The following is a 23,214-nucleotide window of genomic DNA, read 5'->3' on the forward strand; positions in this document are numbered from 1 at the left end:
CATGGCGTTAGCGATCACGATCGAGCAGGAGCAGCTCGCGGAGGCTGTGACCCAGTTCGCGGCCCGGCACGCCCCGATCGACAAGACGCGGGCCGCCCTTGACTCGATCGCCGCCGGCGAATTACCCACGTGGTGGGAGGAATTCACCGCCAACGGTTTCCACGCGGTGCACCTTCCCGAGGAGGCCGGTGGCCAGGGCGGCACGCTGGCCGACATGGCCTGCGTCATCGAGGCGGCCGCGGCCGCGTTGCTGCCCGGGCCGCTGCTGAGCACCGCGACCGCCGGCGCCGTCGCCGTCCTGGGCGGCGACTCGGCAGCGACGCTGATCGCCGACATCGCCTCCGGGACGACGGCTGCCGTCGTCCTCCCGGAGGACTCCACGGTGCAGGCGGTGCGCGACGGGGCGCGATGGCGCCTGACCGGCTCGATCGGCAGCACTCTGGGTCTCATTGCGGCGCAGCGGGTCCTGGTAGCCGCCCATGACGATGACGGCACTGATCTGTGGTTCGTGCTGAATATCGGTTCCGCAGCTGCGGGGATGACGATCGAGCAGCAGCGCGGCACCGACCTGAGCACCGATGTCGGTGTGCTCACGCTCGACGACTACCCGGCCGATGCCACAGTAACCGGGATCGACACCGAGCGGGCTCGCTGCGTGGTGGCGGCGTTGACAGCGTGCGCGTCGGCCGGGACAGTGCGTAAGGGCGTCGAGACCGCGGTGAACTACATCCGCACGCGCGAGCAGTTCGGCAAGCCGGTCGGATCGTTCCAGGCGCTGCAACACAAGGCCGCTGTGCTTCTGGTGAACGCCGAGCTGGCATCCGCGTCAGCCTGGGATGGTGTGCGCGCCATCGACGAGAGCATCGAGCAGCACCGGCTTGCGGCGTCGTCGGCCGCGCTCATGGCCGTCTGCGCCGGACCGGACCTGATGCTCGATGCACTGTTGATGTTCGGGGCGATCGGCTACACCTGGGAACACGACACCCATCTGTACTGGCGGCGGGCCACCAGTCTGGCGGCATCGCTAGGGTCCACCACCCGGTGGGCGCGCGAAGCCGGTGAACTGGCCAGGACCCTGAAGCGTTCCACCGCAATCAATCTCGGTGACGTCGAATCGGAATTCCGGGCAGAGCTGGCCAAGATCCTCGACGAAGCCGCCGCGTTGCCGAACGAGACACCCACCGACGACACTCGGGCACCCGGTCTGGCGTACGGGTCGCAGCGTGACCTGCTGGCCAAAGCCGGCCTGGTCGCGCCGCATCTGCCCGCGCCGTGGGGTGTGGGCGCCTCGTCGGTACAGCAGGTGATCATCACCGAGGAGTTCGACAAACGTCCCACCCTGGTCCGGCCGTCGCTCGGTATCGCCGAGTGGATCTTGCCGACAATCCTCAACAGCGGAACCGATTCGCAACGTGAACGGTTCGCCTGGGACATGCTGCGGGGCACCAAGCGGTGGTGCCAGCTGTTCAGCGAGCCCGGTGCCGGCTCGGATCTCGCGTCGCTGGTCACTCGCGCCCAGAAGGTCGACGGTGGCTGGCTGGTCAACGGTCACAAGATCTGGACGTCGTCGGCGCACGTCGCCCAGTTCGGCGCCATGCTGGCCCGCACCGACCCCGATGCACCGAAACACCGCGGTATCAGCTACTTCCTGGTCGACATGTCCTCACCCGGCATCGAGATCAGCCCGATCAAGCAGGCCAGCGGGCATTTCGATTTCAACGAGGTCTTCCTGACCGACGTCTTCGTCGGAGACGACATGCTGGTCGGGGAGCCCGGGCACGGCTGGGACCTGGCTGTGGCAACCATGGCCGTCGAACGGACGGCGATCAGCAACTACGTCACGATCGACCGCTCCGAAGCGCTTCGCCGGATGGCCGATATGGACGGACCCGACCACGACTCGACCCTGCAGGCGCTCGGCGAGATCGAGGCACACACCACAGCCATCAAGGCGATGGTGCTACGCGAGACCCTGCGCCTGGTTCAGGGGCAGGGGCCCGGGCCGACGTCGAGCATCGCCAAGTACGCCATGGTGCTGCTGTTGCGCCGCGCCTCGACCGCGACGCTGGGACTCACCGGACGCCTTGGGATGCTGGAGGATTCGGATCCCGCGGTGATCGCTCCCTACTTCGACATGCCGTCCGAGCTCATCGGCGGCGGGACGGCAGAGATCCAGTTGACGATCATCGCGTCGATGATTCTGGGCCTGCCACGGAAATAGCCGGAAAGGACACCGCCGCGATGACGACCACTGAGCTTCCGTTCAAGTTCTTCGACTGCGACAACCACTATTACGAGGCCGAGGACGCGTTCACTCGCTATATCGATCCGAAGCTCAAGAAGCGGGCAATCCAGTGGGCGCAGCTCGACGGCCGGCAGCGACTGATGGTGGGCGGCAGAGTCAACCGGTTCATCCCGAACCCGACGTTCGACCCGGTCGGTAAGCCCGGCGCACTCGACGAGTACTTCCGCGGCCGCAATCCGCATGGCTCCGACCTGAATTCGCTGTTCGGTGAGCTGGAGCCAATCCGGCCCGAATACCGCAACCGCGACGCACGGCTCGCGGCCATGGACGCACAGGGCATGCAGGGTTGCATCATGCTGCCGACCCTCGGAGTCGGGATGGAGCAGGCACTCCTACCTGACTTCGACGCGACGGTCGCGACGTTCAAGGCGTTCAACCGCTGGCTGGACGACGACTGGGGGTTCGCCTATCAGGAGCGGATTTTCACCGCTCCCTACATCACGATGTGCCGGCCGGCCGAGGCGGTGCGCGAGCTCGAGTGGGCGCTGGAGCGCGACGCCCGCTTCATCGTCATGATCCCCGGACCGATCACCACCGACATCGGCATGCGTCCGCCCGGTGATCCGATGTTCGACGAGTTCTGGCAGCTGGCAAACGATTCCGGCATCACGGTGTGCTACCACTCGGGTGAGACCTACTACTCGAAGTTCATGCCGGCGTGGGGCGAGTCGGATTACATGATGTCGTTCAACGCGCTGCTGGGCTTCCGGAGCCTGTTCAGCGGGGACGCGATCCAGGACACCTTCGCCAACCATCTGCACAACGGGCTCTTTCTGCGATTCCCGAATCTGCGGATGGCGTGTATCGAGAGCGGTTCGACGTGGGTGTTCCACCTGTTCGAGAAACTGACCAAGTCGTGGGGCCAGATCCCGTTCATCTACCAGGAGGATCCTCGAGAGACCTTCCGGCGCCACGTGTGGGTGTCACCGTTCTACGAGGACGAGCTCGCCAGCCTGCTCAAGCTGATGGGTGACGACCACATCCTCATGGGATCGGACTACCCCCACGTCGAAGGCCTGGCCGAGCCGGCGTCGTACATCAAGGACCTTCAGAACTTCGACTACACGCCCGAGCAGTGCCGCAAGGTCATGCGGGACAACGGTATCGAGCTGTCGGTCCGCCGACCGGTGTAGTTCGCCGCCGTGAAGGTCGCAAAGGCCGGTCTGGTCGCCATGTTGCTGGAGGCCGGTGAGGAGAACGCCGCCGTTCTGCTCGCTCGCTCGACGCTGCCCGACGAGCTGGACACCGATACCGATCTCGACATCCTGCTCACGTTCGGGCTGGAACGTGAGCAGCTCGACGAGGTGGCGCGCATGACGATCGGCGCGATCGAACCCGAGGACGTGAACACCCGGCGCCGGCGCGACGAATTGGACAAGGCCATCTCGCGGCGCTGGGCGGATCTGGTCGATCGCTGGCTGGCCTGATGCGTTCGCCGAGTGTGGGGGCTGTCGGTGAATTTTTCGCCGACAATCGACCATGACCCGCACGTTCGGCGGACCCTGGTGACCATGGAGCTACAAGGACAGACGGTCGTCCTCATCGGTGGCAGTGCGGGTATCGGCCTGGCAACCGCGCGACGGGCTCGGGCAGAGGGCGCGGTGGTCATCCTCACCGGACGCAATCGGGAGCGGCTGCAGGCGGCCGCCGACGAGGTCGGTGCGGCGTCCACCGCGGCGTTCGACGCCACCGACTCCAGCGCCCTGGCACGGTTTTTCGCCGAGTTGCCCGGCCAGATCGATCACGTGCTGGTCACCGCGGGCGGCCCAAGCTACCGGCCGATGCTCGAGATGACTGCCGACGATATCCGCGAGGCGCTGAGCTCGCATGTGGTTCTCGGCCTCGAGGTGGCGCGCAATGCCCAACCCAAGATGAGACCGGGCGGCTCCCTGGTGTTCATGGGCGGGACCGGCGGCCGCCGGATCGACCACCGGCTCGGTATCGTCCCGGCCGCCACCGCCGCGCTGCCACCGTTCACCGCGGCACTCGCGCTCGAAGTCGCCCCGATCCGCGTCAATCTGATCGCGGCGGGGTTCGTCGATACCCCGCTGTCGGCGGCGCTCCTCGGCGACCAGCTCGACCCCCGACGCGACGAGCTGCGCAACGCCCTTCCCATCGGGCGGGTCGTCGGCCCCGAGGATGTCGCCGCGCTGGCGGTGCATCTCATGGTCAACGGCGCGCTGACCGGTGCCACTTACGACATCGACGGCGGGCAGCAGTTCATCTGAGCAATACCGGCTAGCCGGTACACCGATTGGCGGGCAGCGCCGATGTGCCGAGCCGCCCGGCCGCGGGATTCTGTGTGACAACACAAGACATCTCCCGGGAGGACCGATCATGAAGCTCACCAGTCTGGCCGCCGCAGGAATATCAGTCGCAGCTCTCATGGGTCCGCAGGCGACAGCTGTTGCCGCCGCGGATAATTCATGTCCGGATGTCGAGGTCGTGTTCGCCCGCGGAACTTTCGAGGCACCCGGGATCGGCGGCACGGGCCAGGCCTTCGTCGATGCGCTGAGTGCCCGTTTGAACGGCAAGGCCACCGTCGGTGTCTATCCGGTCAACTACCCGGCGTCACTGGATTTCTCGCAAGCGGCCGAAGGTGTCGCCGACGCAAGCAACGAAATCCAGTCCCTGACGGCGAGCTGCCCGGGCACCAAGATCGTGTTGGGCGGCTATTCACAGGGCGCCGCTGTCGCGGGCTACACCACCACCGAAACGGTCCCTGCCGGTTTCGTTCTGCCGACCGGCATCAGTGGGCCGATGCCGCCGGCCGTCGCCACCCACGTCGCAGCGGTGGTGCTGTTCGGGACACCGGCGGATTGGGTGGTCGGCCTGGCCGATCACGATGCCCCACCGATCAACATTGGTGGGTTGTACGCGCCGAAGACCCTCGAGTTGTGTGCTCCCGGTGATCCGGTGTGCTCCCCCGGCGGCCTGGACCGGTCCGCGCACAGCGCGTACAAGAGCAACGGCATGGCAGATCAAGCGGCCGACTTCGCCGTCAACGCCATTTCCGCTGCGCCACCGGCACCCAACCACACCGTCTGAGCGCCGGCCCACCCGACCGTGAGGCAAGGTATCCGGTATGGATACCAGTCTCACCGACAAGATCGCCGTGGTCACCGGCGCGAGCAAGGGAATCGGCCTGGCCACCGCCCAGGCGCTGGTCGCCGCCGGCGCCCACGTCATCGCCGGTGCGCGACACAACAGCGAGGAGCTCGCGGCTCTGGAAGCGGCCGGCGCGGCCACCTTCGTCGCCGCCGATGTCGCGACCGCCGATGGTCCCAAGGCGTTGGTCGCCGCTGCCACACAACGCGGCGGAATCGACATCCTGGTCAACAACGCCGGCGCGGTGACCCCGCGTTTCGACGGGATCCTGTCGGTGTCCGACGACGACTGGCTGGCCTCGCTGTCGGTGAATTTCCTATCCGCCGTGCGGACCACCCGAGAGGCCCTTCCGCACATGCTCGCTCGCGGTGGCGGCTCGATCGTGATGATCGGCTCGGTCAACGCGGCACTGCCCGAATGGAACATCGTCGACTACAGCGCGACCAAAGCCGCGCTGGCCAACTTCGCCAAGAGTGTCTCGAAGGAATTCGGCCACAACGGAATCCGTGTCAACACGATCAGCCCCGGCCCGGTGGCCACCCCATTGTGGCTGGCCGAGGACGGGATCGCCCAGCAGTTCGCCGCCGCCAGCGGAGTCACCCCTGATCAGGTGGTGGACTCGGTGGTCGCGGGTTCGGCGACGGGCCGGTTCACCACGCCGCAGGAAGTGGCCGACCTCGCCGTCTTCCTCGCCGGCGAACGCTCCACCAACATCACCGGTTCCGACATCCGCATCGACGGCGGTTACGTCACGACCCTGTAGCGCCGGGATGAATCCGCGCTTGCCGGCACTTTTCCATCACGGACGCTGACGAAAGCGGGGAAGCGATGCACGACCTCGAGAAGACGATCACCGATCGCCGGTCCATCAGGTTGTTCCTCCGGGACAGACCGGTGCCAAGGGAACTCGTGCTGGAGTCGTTGGAACTGGCGATTCGAGCGCCCTCCAACTCCAACGTGCAGCCCTGGCACGTGGTCTTCGCATCCGGTCCGGCCCGCGACCGGCTGGCCGAGGCACTGCTCGAGCAAGCCGATATCGCCGCCCCGCACGTGCCCGCGCTACCGGAGTCGTTCGCCCACCTGCGTAGCGAGCTGGGCGCCCTGGTCTATGGCACGATGGGTATCGCGCGGCACGACGCGGAGGCCAGACGCCTTGCGGTACTGCGCAACTGGGAGTTCTTCCGCGCCCCACTGGCCGGAGTGGTGTGCATGCACAAGGACCTGGGATATGTCGACGCGGTCGGAGTCGGGATGTTTCTGCAGACGTTCCTGCTCGCGCTCACCGCGCGCGGACTGGGCAGCTGCGTGCAGGTGTCCGTGGCCGGCTACCCCGAGGTGCTGCGTGAACACCTCGATATCGGCGAGGACATGCGCATCCTGTGTGGGGTGTCGATCGGCTACCCCGATCCGGAGTTCGCCTGCAATCAGCTGACGGTGCCGCGCAATCCGCTCGACGACAACTTCGTCTTCAAGGACAGCTGATCAACGGGCGAGGTCCCATTGTCCGAAGTCGGGCGCCAGCACGTCGTCTACGTCGACACTGACACCGTCGATGATCGCGCCCGGGTCCGACGCGGTGACCACCTCACGCTGGAACAGCACGGCGGCGGGCTCCCGCACACCGCCCGACCAGGCCCGGGTCTGCCACGCCCAGCGATAACCCGCAGTGCTGGACTGCCCGACGACTCCGCCATCGATGGCCCACCGGCATTGGCGGGCGCCGCCGTAGATGCCGGTGCGGGGTACGCCGAGCACAGAGTTGATCCCGCGAAACCACTGGCTCGCAGTGCTTTTCCACGTGTCGGCATTGATGTCCTCATCGACACTGAAGAAGATCGGCGCGGAATCCGGGCCGCCTGCCGCACCATGGAGGCGCAGCGCTGTCTGCGCGTCGGCCACGCCCCCTTCGTAGCCGCGGGTGAAGTCCGACGGGGTCGGCCAGCCTGGCTTGCCGAACTGGTAGCAGCTGACGACATGCAGGCCGTTCGCGATCAGCCCGTCGGTGTACTCCCGGGTGACCGGCTTGAAATCGAAGGTGGCACCGGGACGTAACTCCGATACGTACACCAGCGCCCCGTTATAGCCCGCCGCTTTGATCTGTTCCGGCGAGACCAGCCGGACCGCGAAATCGATGAGCCGCAACCCATCTGCTGATGCCTTCGGGGCTCCGAACATAGCGGCGCCGGCGAATGCGCCCAGGGCGTACTTGACGACATCGCGTCGTGACGCCACCGGTGTCACTGCTGGGCCGGGATCAGCGACGGGTCACCGACTCCGATGGTGATCTGTGGGTTCGCCGCCGGGTCAAGCCAATTCAGGACCGACTTCATCTCCTCGCGCCCGATCGCGACACATCCCCATGTCGGAGCGCCGTTGGTCACGTGCAGGAAGATCCCGGCCACTTTGCCGGGAATGCGCTGGGGATTAGACGCGATGTTCACCGCATAGTCGTAGACCGGTCCGGAATCGTAGAGATTCTCGGCAATGCCCGATGGCTGCGACGAGCTGCGCACGTGAGTGTTGTAGGTCGGCGATTTACCGTCCTCGTCCCACCAGTCCTGGTTGGTGGCCTGGAAGTACGGCATCTTTGTGCCGGGGTTCGGCTCGCGGCCGAAAGCCTGGTCGAAGGTGAACGTCCCGACGGGTGTTCGGTAGACGCCGTCCGCCGGAGCACCGACGCCGAGCTCACCGACCTTCGCCGGCGTGGGGCCCAGTACCACCTTCCACTCCTGGCCCACCTTCTGGAAGGCTGTCAACGTACCGCTGGTGGCGCTTGCGGCGGGGACGCCGACGACGATCCACTGCGAGGTCGCGACGGCGGGCTCAGCGGCGGCCGGTGCGGCCAGGGGCACGCTCATCAGCACCGCACCGATGCTCGCCAACGTCTTGAACGACTTCACAGGGCACCTCAGATGTCGGACTCGGCTGAAAATAGGTTCATGGTAACCGCACCGAGCAGACAGTTCGGGTAACGGAAGTGCCTCAGTCGTGGCTGTATCCCAATTCGACGACGACGTCGTGATGGTGCTCACCGGCGGCGGAGAACTCGATCGCCACGTACTCGAGCACCGCGCCGCGAAGGGGATTGGGCGAGACGTAGTCGGCGGAGACCGAGTACGTGACGCCGCGCCCGGCTGACAACGCCTGTAGCGGATCGAGGACCGGCATCCGCATGCCGGAATACATTGCGAACAGGCGATCATCGATGGTCAGGACGACATCACCGACGACCTCGAGCGGCTGGGGTGCCGCGCCGGTCGCGGTGAACTCGACACCGAACACGCACCGTCCCATCGGAATCGGCTCGTCCGACCCGAGGACCTGCTCCTGTCCGCCGATGTTGGCGACGTAGTGCAGTCGGCCATCGGCGATGTAGAGCGCATGACCGCCCGCTCGGTCGCCCTGAGCGAAGATCACCCCCTTGGCCTCGGGGCTTTCGATCGTCACCGGCGCACGCAGCGTGAAGCTGCGGCCGCCGAACAGTCCGCTCATCGGGGTGCGACCGGCAGGCGTGTCGGGGTAGAGCTGAACATGCCGCGGCGCATCCGCCGCGTTGGCCAGCCCTCGGGTGACAAGCTCGGCCACGCTCAAGTCATTGAGCGGATATCCGTTGTAGCGCAGGGCCTCGGCGTGCCAGAGCGCCTTGAGTTCGTCGAGTTTGTCGGGATGGTCGTCGGCGAGGTCACGGATCTGGCTGCGGTCGGTGTCGATGCGGAACAACTCCCACCGATCCTCACTGAACTTCGACCAGCCCGGGCGGCCCGCCGATGCCGAGGTCGGCGGGTGCACGGCGCTGGCGAACCAACCGTCGTGCCAGATACCGCGGGTGCCCATCATGGAATAGAACTGGACGTGCTTGTCGCTGGATGAATCCGAATCCCGCAGCGCTGCAGCACAGCTCACGCCATCCAATGGCTTCTGGACGATGCCCTTGACTAGCTCTGGCGGATCGATACCCAGTAGGTCGTAGACCGTCGGCGTGATATCGCTGACGTGAACGTAGTGGTCGCGCACCTCGCCGCGCGAACTCAGTCCCCGCGGCCAGGCAAGCACGCACGGGTCGGCGATGCCGCCCTCATGGGAGGCGTAGCGCTTGAACAATTTGTAGGGCGTGTTGAACGCCATCGCCCATCCGTTGGAGTAATTCATCTTCGTGCCCGGGCCGCCGAATTCGTCGTACCGGTCCAGGGACGGGGGAGCGTCCACACCACCACGCATCGGGGTGAATTCGTCGAGGGTGCCCGACGGTCCGCCCTCACCGCTGGCGCCGTTGTCCGACATCGCGATGACGATGGTGTTGTCCAGCTGCTCGGTAGCCTCCAGATAGTCCAGGATCCGGCCGATCTGCGCGTCGGTGTAGCTGAGGAATCCGGCGAACACCTCGGCCATCCGGCTGGACACTCGCTTCTGGTCGTCGGAGAGCGAATCCCAGGGGATGACGGTGTCGTGTTCGGGCCACGGCAGCCCGTCGGCGCTGGTGCAGTCCGCATACGGGTTCATCGGCGACAGTTCGGTGTCCTCGGGGAGCAGGCCGAGTGCCTTCTGGTTGGCCAGGGCGATTTCGCGGTAGCGCTCGTACCCCATGTCGAACCGGCCCCGGTATCTGTCTGCCCATTCGGTCGGGACCTGATGGGGTGAGTGGCCGGCGCCGGGACACAGGTACATGAACCACGGCTTGTCCGGGGCGAACGCCCGGTGGTCACGCAGAAACTCGATCGCGTTGTCGGCCAGGTCTTTTGATAGGTGATAACCCTGTTCCGGTGTCTCAGGCGGGTCGATTGGGCGGCTGTCGCTAACCAGGCTCGGGTACCACTGGTCAGTCATGCCGTCCAGGAATCCGTAGTAGCGGTCGAACCCCCGGCCCAGCGGCCAATACCGTCGGGACCCCGCGGCGTGGCAATCCTCGGGGGGAGCCAGATGCCACTTGCCCACGGCGTACGTCGACCACCCTCGTTCGGCCAGGACTTCCGACATCAGTGCGGTCTGTGCGGGAATGCGACCGTTCTGGCCGGGATAGCCTTCGGCCAGGTTCACCACGGAGGACACCCCGACAGTGGTGGGGTTGCGCCCGGTCAGTAGCGCCGCCCGCGTGGGAGAACACAGCGCTGTCGTGTGGAATTGGGTCAGCCGAATGCCGTGGTCGGCGATGCGCCTCATGTTGGGCATGTCGACCAGGCCGCCGAAGCAATCCCAGGTCGCGATGCCGGTGTCGTCCCACAAGAGGTAGAGGACGTTCGGCGCGCCCTCGGGCGCCGATGCACCCCGGTACGGCCGCCAGTCCGGAATCGAATCGCGGATGTCCTCGGCGATCTTCCCCTGGAATTCCACGGCGATCTCCTCCTGCTTCAGACGCCCGCGACCGCGGCGTCGGTGGTTTCGAGTTCGGCTGGGGCCGCTTTCGTCAGCCAGGGGTGGATGGCCGGTCCGACCAGGCCAACCACAGCCGCAATGCCCAAACCGACCCAGAGATCGACGTTGGAGACCGAGCTCTCCAGCGCGAGGCCGGCCGCCACAGCCATGGCCACGAGTGCCGTTTTCGCCATCAGAAACCTGCCGATCGGATGGTGGGCGACGGATCGGCCCCGACGCGCCGCCCACCACCGTACGGCCGCTGCCACGGCCATGACGACGGCCATCAGCGCGATCAGATTCAGTGCGTGCTCCCATGGCGAGCTGTCGCCCTGCACCAGCCAGATCGCGCCGAATTTGATACCGACGGCCAGGTACGCGACGCGGATCAGTGCGTCTCGCGGAATCCGGATGCCGAAAACTGTCATAACTGACAGATTATGGGAAGGTGTCAGTCCTGACAACTCTTCGGTGCGATAGTTCCTCCATGACGACCGGTCTCGGCAAGCGTGAGGAACACAAACTCGCGACGCGTCGCGCCATCCAATCCGCCGCCGATGCCCTGTTCGACTCGCGCGGTTATGCGGATACCACGATCAGGGACATCACCGAGGCCGCGGGCGTGACCGAGCGGACGTTCTTCCGCTACTTCGCCAGCAAAGAAGCCCTGCTGGTACGCGACATCGAGGAGATGCTGCCGATTCTGGGTGCGGCGATCAGGCGGCGGCCAGCGGGCGAACACCCGCTGGAGGCGGTCGAGAATTCGTTCGTGAGCTTGTTCGATCGGATGCAGAAGTCCCGCCCCAACCTGTCGTGGCTGTTTCACGACGGACCCCCGGGCCCCAAACTGGCGAAGTCGACGCCCGGCTTGTTGTTGCAGTTCGAGCAGGAGATCATCGACGCGCTGGCCGACCGGATCCCACGATCCGGGGATCTCGATCCGGGTGAACAATTCGCAATCCAGGTCCTGGCCCGCTGCGCGGTGGCCGCTCTGCGCAGCGCGGGAATCAGGTATTGGCAACTCGGCCAAAGCCCAGCCGCCCGCGCCGGCGAGGTCGATCTGATCAAGCAGGCGTTCGCCGTCCTGCGGGACAGCCGTACCGGCTGGACACCGAATCGCAACGCGTAACCGCGCACCCATCGCAGTACTGTCCTGGACCGTACCGCCACTTCGGCTCTATGGTGGCCCTGTGACCTCGATTGCCGACAGCACCACGGAGCCTTCTCCCTGGTCGCCGCGTGAAGCCGAATTGCTGGCTGCCACGCTGCAGCTGTTGCAGCAGCACGGGTACGAGCGGCTGACTGTGGACGCGGTCGCCGCGACCGCGAAAGCCAGCAAGGCCACGGTGTACCGGCGCTGGCCCTCGAAAGGCGAACTTGTCCTGGCCGCCTTCATCGAGGGGTGCCGCCAGGTGGCGGTCCTGCCCGACACGGGCACACTGCGAGGCGACCTGCTCCGGCTCGGCGAGGCGATCACCGAGCACGCCACCCGGCACTCCGCCACCATCCGCGCGGTCATGGTCGAAGTGTCTCGCGACCCTGCGCTGCGAGAAGCAATGCAGCATCAATTCCTCGACGGCCGGAAGGCACTGATCGAATCGGTGCTACAGAATGCCGTCGACCGGGGTGAGATCCAGGGCGAGGCAGTCAGCGACGAACTCTGGGATCTCCTGCCCGGCTACCTGATCTTCCGGTCGATCGTCCCGAACCGGCCGCTGACCGCAGAGACCGTGCGAATCTTCGTCGACAACGTCCTCATCCCGAGCCTCACCAGACCCCTGGCGTAACGGCAGTCTTGCACCACTAGATCCAGTACCGTACCGTACCGCCTAGGGCAATCGGAGCCGACTGCCCGGGAATCGACCCTCCCCCGCCCAGTGTTCGTGTCGCCGGATATCGAAAGGCCTACGGGTGCACAGGTTTCCGATCGGAGCGCTGGCCCGCCGGAGTTGGATGCTGCTGGTCGCGGTGGCAGTGGTGGTGACCGCGGGATTCGCTGTCGACCGGCTGCACGGGATCTTCGGCGCGCATGACGTCACCTCCACCCCGAGCGGCTCCGGCAACGACATCGTCCCGTTCAATCCCAAGCGCGTGGTCATGGAAGTCTTCGGCCCGCCCGGCACCCTCGCGACGATCACCTATACCGACGTCAATGCCCAACCACAGCGCGCCGACGCGGTTTCGCTGCCCTGGTCGTACGACACCACCACCACCCAGCCCGCGGTCTTCGTCAACGTCTCCGCCCAGGGCGACAGTGATTCACTCGGCTGCCGCATCAAGATCGACGACGTGGTGAAAGATGAAAGAACGGTCAACACGTTGAACGCCTTCACCTACTGCCTGGACAAGTCCGGATGACCGAACAGCAGGTTGCCGACCGGTCGTTCACGCACAGGGCAGCGCACCTGTGCCGGGTGCTTGCCGCACCGATTCTGTTGGTCTGGCTCGCGATCGCGGCAGTGTCCAATGCGCTGGTTCCGCAGCTCGAGGTCGTCGGTGAAGAACACAACGTGGCACTGAGCTCACCCGACGCGCCGTCGCTGCAGGCCTTCCAGCGCATCGGGAAGGTCTTCGGCGAGTTCGATTCCGACAGCGCGGCAATGATCGTGCTGGAGGGCGACCAACCGTTGGGGGCCGACGCGCACGCGTACTACGACGAGCTGATCCGGCGTCTGGAAGCCGACCCCACACACGTCCAGCACGTCCAGGACTTCTGGGGAGACCCGCTGACGGCTGCGGGATCTCAGAGTTCTGACGGCAAGGCCGCCTACGTTCAGGTGTTCCTGGCCGGCAATCAGGGGGAAGCGCTGTCGCTGGCGTCGGTCGACGCGGTCCGCGACATCGTCGACCACACACCGGCGCCGCCCGGCGTCAAGGCATACGTCACCGGCGCGGCAGCACAGGTGGCCGACCAATTCGAGACCGGTGACAAGGGCACCACGAAGGTCACGCTGCTGACCATCGGGGTCATCGCGATCATGTTGCTGATCGTCTACCGCTCGCTGGTCACGATGATCCTGATGTTGATCATCGTGCTCATCGAAATGGCCGCGGCCCGAGGGATAGTGGCGTGGCTGGCCGACTCCGGATTCATCGGACTCTCGACGTACTCGACCAACATCCTCACACTCTTGGTCATCGCCGCCGGCACCGACTACGCGATCTTCCTCGTCGGCCGCTATCACGAAGAGCGGTCGGCCGGCATCGACCGGCAGACCGCGTTCTACGACACCTACCGTGGCACCTCACACGTCATTCTGGGTTCGGGGCTGACGATCGTCGGCGCGGTCGCGTGCTTGAATTTCACCCGCAACCCCTACTTTCAGAGCCTCGGCACGCCAGCCGCCATCGGTGTTCTCATCGCGCTCATCGCCGCAGTGACGTTGGCCCCCGCAGTGTTGACCCTCGCCAGTCACTTCGGGTTGATGGACCCCAAGCGCCGCGCGAAGACCAGCGGCTGGCGCCGCATCGGCACGGCCATCGTCCGCTGGCCCGGACCAATCCTGGTCGTCTCCCTGGCGATCGCGCTGATCGGTCTACTGGCCTTGCCCGGCTACAAGACCAGCTATGACGTCGGCGCCTACATGCCCGCCGATGCCCCGTCCAACGAGGGCTACACCGCCGCCGAGCGGCACTTCTCCAAGGCCCGGCTCAACCCTGAGCTCTTGATGATCGAAACCGATCACGACTTGCGCAACCCCACCGACATGATCCTGTTGGAGCGAGTCGCCAAAGCTGTCTTCCACACGCCTGGTATCGCGATGGTCCAATCCATCACGCGCCCATTGGGAACGCCGTTGGACCACACCTCATTGGCATTTCAGATCAGCGCGGGCAGCCTCAGCCAGATCAACAACCTGCCGTTCCAGCAGGCCCGCGCCGCCGACCTGGTCAAGCAGGTGAGCGAGATCGACAAGTCGATCAATATCCTGCGTCAGCAGTACGAACTGCAGCAGCAGAGTTCTGCCGCCACCCACGAACAGGTCGAGGCCTTCCACAAGACCGTCGAGGTAGCTCAGGATCTCCGCAACAAGATCGCCAACTTCGACGACTTCTTCCGGCCGCTGCGCAACTATTTCTACTGGGAGCCGCACTGTTTCGACATCCCGATCTGTGCTGCCTTCCGGTCGGTCTTCGACGCGCTGGACGGCATCGACGCACTGACTGACCAATTGGCCAACGTCACAGCGAGTTTGGACAAGTTGGATGCGCTGCAGCCCAAGCTGCTGTCCCTCATTCCGCAGAACATCGACACCCAACAGGCCAATCGCGACCTGACGATGACGAACTACGCCACCCAGTCGGGTCTCTACGACCAGGCTGCGGCGGCGCTGGAGAACTCGACGGCGCTGGGCGCCGCGTTCGACGCCGCCAAGACCGACGACTCCTTCTATATTCCGCCAGAGGCGTTCAGTAACTCCGAGTTTCAACGCGGCCTCAAGCTGTTCCTGTCTCCCGACGGCAAAGCGGCCCGGATGATCGTCACCCACGACGTCGATCCGGCAACACCAGAAGGTCTTTCGCACATCGCCGCGATCCGGCATTCGGCGCAGGAGGCGATCAAGGGCACTCCGCTGGCAGGCTCGAGCATCTACATCGGCGGCACGGCGGCGACCTACAAAGACATCTCTGAGATGGCCAAGTACGACTTGATGATTGCCGGGATCGCAGCGCTCAGCTTGATCCTGCTCATCATGATGTTCATCACGAGGAGCATCGTCGCCGCGTTGGTGATCGTGGGTACGGTCGCGCTATCGCTGGGTGCCTCGTTCGGGCTCTCAGTCCTGGTGTGGCAGTATCTGTTCGGCATGCCGCTGTACTGGGTCGTGTTGGCGTTGGCGGTGATCCTGCTACTCGCAGTGGGATCGGACTACAACCTGTTGCTGATATCGCGGTTCAAAGAGGAGATCGGCGCCGGGCTCAACACCGGCATCATCCGCGCGATGGCCAGTACCGGTGGCGTTGTCACCGCCGCCGGTTTGGTGTTCGCCTTCACCATGGCGTCCTTCGTCTTCAGCGACCTTCTGGTACTGGGTCAGATCGGCACGACCATCGGCCTGGGGCTGCTGTTCGACACCCTGATCGTGCGGTCGTTCATGACACCCTCGATCGCCGCGCTGCTGGGGCGTTGGTTCTGGTGGCCGCTGCGGGTGCGTCCGCGCCCCGCCAGCGCCATGCTCCGCCCCTACGGAACCCGCGAATCCGTGCGCCAGCTCCTGCTGTGGGAAGACGACGAACGCGTGTAGCCGTCGAGCCGGCATGTGATTGTCAGCGAAAGCACACCGTTTCTCTATCGATATCACGGTTTATCCCATTTGCAACATGGGTAACTTTAGTAACAGGTGCCGATGATGATGGCGCCGTCCTGACCAGCGAAGAAAGAGCCGAATGGATTACCGCTATGAACACAGTCCTTTACCTCAGCACCCGCGGCCCCGTTTATGAAACCCGCGCCTACACCAAGGCCGACATCACCCACCTCATCGAGAATCACCAACTGCACTGCCTGACCAGTGCCGATCGCCAGTTCGATTTCTGGTTCAGCCCGTCGACCGCGGCATGCCAGCGCCGGGCCAACGTGCGCGCCACTGAACTGCTCCTCGCGACAACGAGTTTCAATGCAAAGTCGGTGCCTTTGCTGCCGGGATCGGTCGTCGTCGCCACCCATGATGCCGACGGCGACCTGGACGGATTGAGCTGGGAACAGCTCGACCGGTTGGTCCGCCGGAACCGCTCGCTGACCGACCGCGAACTGCGCGTTCTCGACCGCAGGATTGCGCGTCACGATCGTCGTCTGGCGCGTCATTCCCCCAGTGCGGCAGCCACTCCCGCACCGCGCGTCAAGCCCCGCGTCGCAGTCGCGGCCAAGGGCTAGTCAGTTCATTTTTGTGCGAGTCGGTGCCGGCTCGTCGGGAATTCGCCGGAAGCCCCAGAGCGTGGAAGCGCGTTCCAGTGGCCACGTGGCCACACCACTGACCAGATTCCATACGCTCTGACCGATCGACGGTGGCACCTGATCGGGGTCCATCAGTTCGTTCTCGGCCAACGGGCTCGCGTCGGCCGACACCATGAACGCGGTGAACTTGCGCAGGGAGCGTCCGGTTCCCCGTAGCGAATTGGTTGCGTGCAGGAATGAGTTGTGCCGCAACACCTCCCGCTGGAAGGTGTCGGCCGGCACACCCAGGTGCTCGGCCACCAGGCCATCGCGGGTCGCGAGGATGAGCTGCCGCACGTCATCGTGGTCCGTGTCGACCGCTTCCAGGGCGATGTCGCACTCGCTGTCAAAGCCCAGGGACCGGTTGTTGAGATTCGACGAACCGATCCGCAGCAGTCGGTCATCGACCACCATGACCTTCGCGTGCACGTATACCGAGGTTCCGCCCTTGACCGCGGGCCAGAAGACGCCCAGCCTGCCGTGCTCGTCGGCATCCCACAACACGCGGATGAGACGCTCGCGGGCGCTGTCCATCGACTGCTGTTCGAGTCGGCTTTCGGAGCTGCGCGGCAGCACGATCACCACCTCGGGACCGTCGCGCTCTCGCAGCCGGTCTGCGAGTGCCTCGGCCAGACTGCGGGCCGCAAGATACTGGTTCTCCAGGTAGATGACATCGCGGGCGGCCGCGATCGCGGCCAGGTTCAGGGCCTCGACCTCGCGGACTTCCTCACGGTCGGGCAGTGTCGGCAGCGTCCGGGCGACCCCCACCTCGACATCGCGCAGCGCTGGTTGCAGTTCCCGCGGCCAGGCCGACTCCTCGCACGTGAGCGGGGGCAACGCTTCACCGGTCGCGGCCTTCCACCGGTCACGCGCCTGCTCGGCGAGTAATTCCGCGGCCGCACCCTCGACCACCGCGGCCACCTCGTGCCGCGGTCCATAGGGCTGTCCGGCCGCCTGCCTACGCGGGTCGTCGGGAAGGTGTGCGCGGGTATCCCAGCGCCCAAGCGTGAGATCGATGCCGCCGCAGAAGGCGACCGTATCGTCGACCACCACGATCTTCTGGTGATGCACCGCGCCGGTCGGGTGGGCCCCGTCGACGGCCAAACGCAGCCTCCGCGAAGTCATTTGGTTGACCAGCTCAACCGGCGTGACGCCGAACCAGAACCCGTCGAACGCCGGCAGGAGGCGCAGGTTGGACTTCAGCAGATACACCTTCAACTCGGGACGGCCCCATAACAGCCAGTGCAAGAACAGCCCTAGGTGATTAGGCCCGGCCAAGGTTGATTCGCCGGCCTCGAACGTCATCCGGGAATCGAGATCCCAGCCGATGATCATCACTCGCCGCCGGGCGTGCAGCATCGCGGTTTTGACATGTGCGAGGTAGTCCGCACCGTCGATGACCGGGGCGAACTTGGTCGCCACCGCGGTACGCCAGCAGGTTTGCCCCGGCACCAGCAGCCGGCCATCACAAGGCTCGACCACCTTGCCTGCGGCCTTCCGCCCGTCCGACACGCTGCCTCAAATCCTCGCCAGATACGCCCCCAACCATTGGACGACCTCATAGCGCTGCTGTCGAGTCCGGATGTCAGCGGTCACAACCTCGTCATCGCGTCGATGACGGGACATCTCGGCGTCATTGAAATGTTAACTAGCGGCGGGTAGTCGGGGTGGGTGGCAAACGAGAAACCCAGGACGGTCGTCCAGGATTGCCGCTATTGTCAGCGCCGATAAATTCATTCGCAGTGATGTGGGCGGGGGCCGATGTGACTTCCATCAAGCGGGCTGGGCGAATAGCGACATTCGGATTCGTAATCGGCAGTGGTTTGCTGATCGCTTCTGGGGCTGGTGCCGCGGTGGCTGCCGCTGCACCCGATGATTCCGGCCACGCGTCGAGCGGGGCTTCCTCGGTATCGAGCAGTTCGGCGTCATCTGCCCGATCGGCCCGTACCTCGACGAGTACAGCGGGCAAGCCCAAACCGGCCCGCACCGCGAGCACGCGCACCGATTTCTCGGCGCCGGTCATCCAGCTGCAAACGAAGCGATCATCGGCCCCGTCCAACGCGGCCGCGGTTTCGCCGACCACCGAGAACTCGATCTCTGTTCCCGCAGCGGCCAAACAGGCGGCGCCTAGACGTGTTCCCGGACTACCGACTCCGGCCGAGTTCCAGCAGACCATCATCGACGGTCTCGGCTCCGTGCGGCACGGCCTCGACGACCTGCGCGGAAAGATCGAGACGCTGGTCCAGAACCAGATCGTCGGATTCCAGAACAGCCTGCTGGACCTACAGATCGACCTCCGGCGAGTCTTCAGCAACAAGCCGCTCATCTACGGCGATCCCGCCAATTCCCAGTATTGGGTGGCGCAAGCGGACGAGACCGCCTATCTGATGGCCGCGGCAATGGTGATCAACCGGCTCACCGGCGCGACGGTGACTGCGGATTCCCTCGTGACAGAGGCGATGGCGACCAACAGCACCACTCGGCCGAACCGCAAGATGTACCTCGGTCCGACCACACCGGACTATGTTTGGCCAGCCGACGCATACCAGCTCATGGAGAACCACGGCGTCAGCGTGACCACGACGTCGTACAGCCGCACCCAAGGGCGCCGCGCACTCGCGGCCCTGGAAACCGCGCTGGCTGAGGGCAAGTCGGTCATCGTGACCGTCAACGGTCCGGCCGTCTCGCTCGCAGATCCCGGACAAGAGGAGATCAGAGAGCATCCCGTGGTGGTGCTCGCGATCGACATCACCAACGACGTGGTCTATTTCAACGATGGCGCGTTGCCGCAGGGTGGCCAACAACGGACGATGCCACTCGACAAGTTCATCGACACCTGGCGCACCTCGTTCTACAACGCAACCTTCGCAGTGGCGGCACCAGTCACGCCACAGACGGTGTCGCCTGCGACCGAAGCCATCGCCGCATGATCATCAACCGAGCGGCCTCAACAGTTCTCATTCAGGGTGATTCGGCGGGGGCCAACATGAAATCCAGCAAGCGGGCAGGGCGAATCACGACATTCGGGTTCGCGGTCGGGGCAGGTCTGCTGATCGCAGCGGGTGCCGGTTCGGCGGTCGCGAGTGCAGCGCCCGAGGACTCCGGGCACACCGGGGCAGCCACCTCCACGGCGTCGAGTAGTTCAGCGTCCTCGGCGCGATCAGCTCGGCCCTCGACCGGCGCGGCCGGCAAGCCCAAGCCAACACGCATGGTGAGCGCCGGTAGCGACACGTCGGCTCCGGTGGTGAAACTGCAGACCCGCAAGCCCGCGCCGGCCGCCACGGCGGTGAGCACGAAGCCGGCTCCGGCGTCCGACGAGCTTACCTCGGCGACCGCTCCAGCATTCAAACAAGCAGCGGCTCAACGGGTTCTGACCACAGCCCGGGCGCAGCGGGCGGCCCTGGACATCGCCAGGGATCTCAACACCCTGCGCCGCAATATCGAGCTGTTGATCCGGCACCAAATCGACGACTTGCGCCAAAACTTGGCCGCTCTTCGGTCCGACCTCGCCGCGATCTTCGCTCCGGGCCGGCGCCCGACCAACCCCGACATCCCAGCGGATGAAACGCCGGGTGTCATCGGCACACCGCGCAGCCGGGAGGGCTACTTCATCTATCAGGGGCAGACCAACACGTGCGCTCTGTCCACAGCCGCGATGCTCATCGGGCAGCTGTACGGTCGAGACGCGATGCCGACCTGGGAGCAGATCGTCAACGAGGCAGCCACCACGCCGAGCTATACCAAGCCGGGCAAGCCGATCTACGACCGCGTGAACGACACCTTCGTGAGCACCACCGATGTGCTCCAGCTGCTGCAGACCCACGGGGTCACCCCGAAGTCGACCGAATACACCAGGGGCCAAGGAGATCTCGCACTGACCAATCTCAAGGCGGCGCTGACTCGGGGCGACGCGATCGCCGTGTCGGTCAAAGCCGACATCATCTGGGGGAACGACGCGCCTGACACGGCGTACACGGGTGACCACCTGATCACCGTGCTGGGAATCGACATGAACAAGAACGTCGTCTACGTCAATGACAGCGCCTGGGAGCAAAGCAAGGGCATGGGCATGGCACTGCCCATGAAGGTGTTCCTGAGCGGTTGGGCGGCAGACTCGTACACGACCATCACCGCCGTCGCCGCGGCATCCGCGCAAGCCACCCTCGCGGCCTGAGGGTGTTGACCAGAATGGACGGAGCGGGGGCCGAATGACTTCCATCAAGCGGGCTGGACGACTCACTACATTCGGCTTCGCAGTAGGCGCCGGCCTGCTGGTCGCCTCCGGCGCCGGTGCCGCAGTGGCCTCCGCCGCACCGGATGATTCCGGCCATGCGTCGACCAGCAGTTCGTCGTCTTCGGCCCGATCGGCCCGCCCCTGCGCCGGTCCGACGGCCAAACCCAAGCCGCCCCGTTCGGTCAGCAGCAGTGACGTTTCGGCGCCGGTGGTGGCGCTGCACACCAAGCGCTCGTCGGCTCAGGTCAGTGCGGCTGCAGCCGCACCCGCCATGTCCACCAAGCAAGCGACCGTCAAACGCGCTTCCGCACTGCCGACTCCGGGCCAGGTCCAGCAGACCATCGTGGCGGGGCTTGACTCGGCTCGTCGCAGGCTCGACGACCTGCGCCAGAAGATCGAGACGCTCGTAGCGAATCAGATCATCGGCCTCCAAGACAATCTGGTCACGCTGCGCATCGATCTGGAGCGGGTCTTCAACCCCAACAAGCAGATCATCTACGGCAACCTGGCCAATGCCCAGTACTGGGCGGCCGGGGGTGCGCAGACCTCGAATCTGATGGCTGCGGCCATGGTGATCAGCGCAATCACCGGTCAGACCGTCACCGCACAGAACATCATCGACGAAGCGATGAACACCGACAGCGTCGCGAGGCCCGGCCGGGCGATGTACCTGGGCACCAACACCTACGACTGGGTGTGGGCGACCGATGCCGTCCAGCTCATGGAGAACCACGGTGTCAAGGTGACGACGGTCTACTACACCAAGTCCCAGGAGCAGCGGGCCCTGAATACGGTTGAAACCGCACTCTCACAAGGCAAGTCGGTGATCGTGAGCATCAACGGCACGGTCGTCTCGAGCAACACCAGCAGTCAGGAACAGTGGACGACCGAGCACCAGGCGGTGCTTCTCGGGATCAACATCACGAAGAATCTGGTCTACCTCAACGACGGCGCAAATCCGCAGGGCCAGAACCTGACCATGTCGATCGAAGACTTCCTGGACGCCTGGCAAGCCAGCCGCTACACCGCGATCATCGCCGAATTGGCGCCTGCCACAGCGCAAACCACCCGGGAGGCGAACGCCGCATGATCGCCATCATTCTCATCCATCGTGTTGCGGGCGGGGGCCAAGCATGACTTCCAGGCATCGGGCAGGGCGAATCACGACCTTCGCATTCGCGATCGGGGCGGGTTTGGCGATCGCCTCCGGTGCTGGCGCCGCGGTGGCCGCGGCCGCCCCGGACGACTCCGGGCAGAGCTCGACGAGCAGTTCCTCGGCATCGAGCGCCCGCACGCACAAGCCGGCCGCCGCACGCGCATCGGCGAAGCCCAAGCCCTCCTCGGCGCCGGTGGTGCAGCTGCCCGTCAAGCGGACGACGACCGCGGTCAGTGCCTCCCCGATGAGCTCGGTGAGCAGTGAAACCGTCAGCAAGTCCGTCGCGTCGACCAAACAGACTCGCGCCCAACGGCTTCCGACCCCGGTCGAGGTGCAGCAGGCGATCGTGGCCGGTCTGGACGCCGCGCGCCGCGACCTGGACACCCTGCGCAAGAACATCGAGCTGCTGGTCAAGCATCAGATCGAGGGCATCCGGGACAACCTGACCACGCTGCGCTACGACCTCGAGGCCATCGTCGGCCCGTACCGGCCGCCGGTGACCCCGGACATCCCGTCGGACGATACGCCCGGGCTGATCGGCAATCCGGCCGCCAAAGAAGGACTGTTCCTGTATCAGGGCCAAACCAACAGGTGTGTCCTGATGTCGACGGGCATGGTGATCGGACAATTGCTCGGTGCGGACAAGATGCCCACCGCGCAGCAGATCACCGACGAGGCCGCCACAACCCCGAGCACCGTCAACCCCGGCAAGAACATCTACGACCCGGTCGCGGACACGTACGTCGCCTACGCCGACGCCTTGCAACTGCTGGAGAATCACGGCATCACCGCGACGTCGACCCAGTACTCCAAGGGGCAGGGCACAAACGCGATCAACAACGTCAAGGCCGCCCTGACGGCAGGAGACTCGGTGATCGTGACGGTCAACGCCAATATCGCCTGGGGCCGAGCCGCGCCGGGCGACGCCGTCACCGCCAATCACGCGATCACCGTGCTGGGCATCGACACGATCAACAACATCGTGTACGTCAACGACAGCGCATTCAACAACCCGGGCATCGCCATGAAGATGGACGTGTTCATGAGTTCCTGGGCGGCCAACGACTACCAGACCATCACCGCCTACGTGACTCCGGCACAGGAATCCACGATCGCGGCCTGAGCAG

Annotated in this window: 23 protein-coding genes; 16 read left to right on the forward strand and 7 right to left on the reverse strand. The window is 65.3% G+C overall.

Annotation, left to right across the window (positions count from 1 at the left end):
* The first annotated feature begins 1 nt into the window (after window position 1).
* The 7 genes from HPC46_RS02335 to HPC46_RS02365 all read left to right on the forward strand — a co-directional run bounded on the left by HPC46_RS02335 (window position 2) and on the right by HPC46_RS02365 (window position 6,895).
* Entirely contained in the window at window positions 2-2,221 is a 2,220-nt protein-coding gene (locus HPC46_RS02335; protein ID WP_179466604.1) for an acyl-CoA dehydrogenase family protein, read from the forward strand.
* 20 nt (window positions 2,222-2,241) lie between these two features.
* Window positions 2,242-3,438: an amidohydrolase family protein gene (locus tag HPC46_RS02340; protein WP_179466605.1), complete on the forward strand. Its 1,197-nt coding sequence runs from the start codon at window positions 2,242-2,244 to the stop codon at window positions 3,436-3,438.
* 9 nt (window positions 3,439-3,447) lie between these two features.
* Window positions 3,448-3,732, forward strand: coding sequence for a hypothetical protein (locus HPC46_RS02345; protein WP_179466606.1), 285 nt, complete (start codon window positions 3,448-3,450; stop codon window positions 3,730-3,732).
* 84 nt (window positions 3,733-3,816) lie between these two features.
* Window positions 3,817-4,533, forward strand: coding sequence for an SDR family oxidoreductase (locus HPC46_RS02350; protein ID WP_179466607.1), 717 nt, complete (start codon window positions 3,817-3,819; stop codon window positions 4,531-4,533).
* A gap of 109 nt (window positions 4,534-4,642) precedes the next feature.
* Window positions 4,643-5,353, forward strand: coding sequence for a cutinase family protein (locus HPC46_RS02355; protein ID WP_179466608.1), 711 nt, complete (start codon window positions 4,643-4,645; stop codon window positions 5,351-5,353).
* Window positions 5,354-5,390: 37 nt separating this feature from the next.
* Window positions 5,391-6,176: an SDR family NAD(P)-dependent oxidoreductase gene (locus tag HPC46_RS02360; protein WP_179466609.1), complete on the forward strand. Its 786-nt coding sequence runs from the start codon at window positions 5,391-5,393 to the stop codon at window positions 6,174-6,176.
* Between the two features lie 65 nt (window positions 6,177-6,241).
* A complete protein-coding gene (locus HPC46_RS02365) occupies window positions 6,242-6,895 on the forward strand; it encodes a nitroreductase (protein WP_179466610.1) in 654 nt (217 codons plus the stop codon).
* On the opposite strand, the gene HPC46_RS02370 is transcribed toward HPC46_RS02365, so the two are convergent.
* The 4 genes from HPC46_RS02370 to HPC46_RS02385 all read right to left on the reverse strand — a co-directional run bounded on the left by HPC46_RS02370 (window position 6,896) and on the right by HPC46_RS02385 (window position 11,190).
* Window positions 6,896-7,588 (reverse strand): DUF1906 domain-containing protein, encoded by a 693-nt coding sequence (locus HPC46_RS02370; protein ID WP_218893636.1) that lies wholly within the window; start codon window positions 7,586-7,588, stop codon window positions 6,896-6,898.
* Window positions 7,589-7,650: 62 nt separating this feature from the next.
* Window positions 7,651-8,313 (reverse strand): L,D-transpeptidase family protein, encoded by a 663-nt coding sequence (locus tag HPC46_RS02375; RefSeq protein WP_325096541.1) that lies wholly within the window; start codon window positions 8,311-8,313, stop codon window positions 7,651-7,653.
* A gap of 82 nt (window positions 8,314-8,395) precedes the next feature.
* The gene (locus HPC46_RS02380) at window positions 8,396-10,747 is read right to left on the reverse strand and encodes an arylsulfatase (RefSeq protein WP_325096555.1); all 2,352 of its coding nucleotides are present in this window, start codon (window positions 10,745-10,747) and stop codon (window positions 8,396-8,398) included.
* Between the two features lie 11 nt (window positions 10,748-10,758).
* Window positions 10,759-11,190 (reverse strand): hypothetical protein, encoded by a 432-nt coding sequence (locus HPC46_RS02385; RefSeq protein WP_179466613.1) that lies wholly within the window; start codon window positions 11,188-11,190, stop codon window positions 10,759-10,761.
* 59 nt (window positions 11,191-11,249) lie between these two features.
* Between HPC46_RS02385 and HPC46_RS02390 the strand changes: the two genes are divergently transcribed.
* From HPC46_RS02390 to HPC46_RS02410, 5 genes are all read left to right on the forward strand, one after another.
* Window positions 11,250-11,891, forward strand: a complete 642-nt coding sequence (locus HPC46_RS02390; protein ID WP_179466614.1) for a TetR/AcrR family transcriptional regulator — start codon at window positions 11,250-11,252, stop codon at window positions 11,889-11,891.
* A gap of 61 nt (window positions 11,892-11,952) precedes the next feature.
* Window positions 11,953-12,549 (forward strand): TetR-like C-terminal domain-containing protein, encoded by a 597-nt coding sequence (locus HPC46_RS02395; RefSeq protein ID WP_179466615.1) that lies wholly within the window; start codon window positions 11,953-11,955, stop codon window positions 12,547-12,549.
* A 166-nt stretch (window positions 12,550-12,715) separates the two neighbouring features.
* Entirely contained in the window at window positions 12,716-13,120 is a 405-nt protein-coding gene (locus HPC46_RS02400; protein WP_179466869.1) for an MmpS family transport accessory protein, read from the forward strand.
* Window positions 13,117-16,008, forward strand: a complete 2,892-nt coding sequence (locus HPC46_RS02405) for an MMPL/RND family transporter (protein ID WP_179466616.1) — start codon at window positions 13,117-13,119, stop codon at window positions 16,006-16,008. The genes HPC46_RS02400 and HPC46_RS02405 overlap by 4 nt, the downstream gene beginning before the upstream one ends.
* 155 nt (window positions 16,009-16,163) lie before the next feature.
* Window positions 16,164-16,637 carry a hypothetical protein gene (locus HPC46_RS02410; protein WP_179466617.1) on the forward strand — a complete coding sequence of 158 codons (474 nt, stop codon included), beginning with the start codon at window positions 16,164-16,166 and terminating at the stop codon, window positions 16,635-16,637.
* Here HPC46_RS02410 and HPC46_RS02415 read toward each other — a convergent pair whose 3' ends face one another.
* Both HPC46_RS02415 and HPC46_RS34800 read right to left on the reverse strand, forming a co-directional pair.
* The gene (locus HPC46_RS02415; protein ID WP_179466618.1) at window positions 16,638-18,209 is read right to left on the reverse strand and encodes a phospholipase D-like domain-containing protein; all 1,572 of its coding nucleotides are present in this window, start codon (window positions 18,207-18,209) and stop codon (window positions 16,638-16,640) included.
* Window positions 18,210-18,345: 136 nt separating this feature from the next.
* Complete coding sequence (locus HPC46_RS34800; protein ID WP_233716166.1) at window positions 18,346-18,813, reverse strand: hypothetical protein; 468 nt, start codon at window positions 18,811-18,813, stop codon at window positions 18,346-18,348.
* A 79-nt stretch (window positions 18,814-18,892) separates the two neighbouring features.
* Between HPC46_RS34800 and HPC46_RS34805 the strand changes: the two genes are divergently transcribed.
* Genes HPC46_RS34805 through HPC46_RS02430 form a run of 3 tightly spaced genes read left to right on the forward strand, consistent with a single transcriptional unit; the run spans window position 18,893 to window position 22,021 of the window.
* Window positions 18,893-19,627 carry a C39 family peptidase gene (locus HPC46_RS34805; RefSeq protein WP_325096542.1) on the forward strand — a complete coding sequence of 245 codons (735 nt, stop codon included), beginning with the start codon at window positions 18,893-18,895 and terminating at the stop codon, window positions 19,625-19,627.
* Window positions 19,628-19,683: 56 nt separating this feature from the next.
* Window positions 19,684-20,871 (forward strand): C39 family peptidase, encoded by a 1,188-nt coding sequence (locus HPC46_RS02425; RefSeq protein ID WP_233716167.1) that lies wholly within the window; start codon window positions 19,684-19,686, stop codon window positions 20,869-20,871.
* 34 nt (window positions 20,872-20,905) lie between these two features.
* Window positions 20,906-22,021, forward strand: coding sequence for a C39 family peptidase (locus tag HPC46_RS02430; protein WP_179466621.1), 1,116 nt, complete (start codon window positions 20,906-20,908; stop codon window positions 22,019-22,021).
* 12 nt (window positions 22,022-22,033) lie between these two features.
* Here the strand turns inward: HPC46_RS02430 and HPC46_RS34810 are convergent, their stop codons facing one another.
* The gene (locus tag HPC46_RS34810) at window positions 22,034-22,363 is read right to left on the reverse strand and encodes a hypothetical protein (protein WP_233716168.1); all 330 of its coding nucleotides are present in this window, start codon (window positions 22,361-22,363) and stop codon (window positions 22,034-22,036) included.
* On the opposite strand from HPC46_RS34810, the gene HPC46_RS35465 reads away from it, so the two are divergent.
* The gene (locus HPC46_RS35465; RefSeq protein ID WP_325096543.1) at window positions 22,341-23,210 is read left to right on the forward strand and encodes a C39 family peptidase; all 870 of its coding nucleotides are present in this window, start codon (window positions 22,341-22,343) and stop codon (window positions 23,208-23,210) included. The two genes, HPC46_RS34810 and HPC46_RS35465, sit on opposite strands and share 23 nt — an antisense overlap.
* Window positions 23,211-23,214 lie beyond the last annotated feature (4 nt).

Source organism: Mycolicibacterium vinylchloridicum (assembly GCF_013404075.1).
GTDB lineage: Bacteria > Actinomycetota > Actinomycetes > Mycobacteriales > Mycobacteriaceae > Mycobacterium > Mycobacterium vinylchloridicum.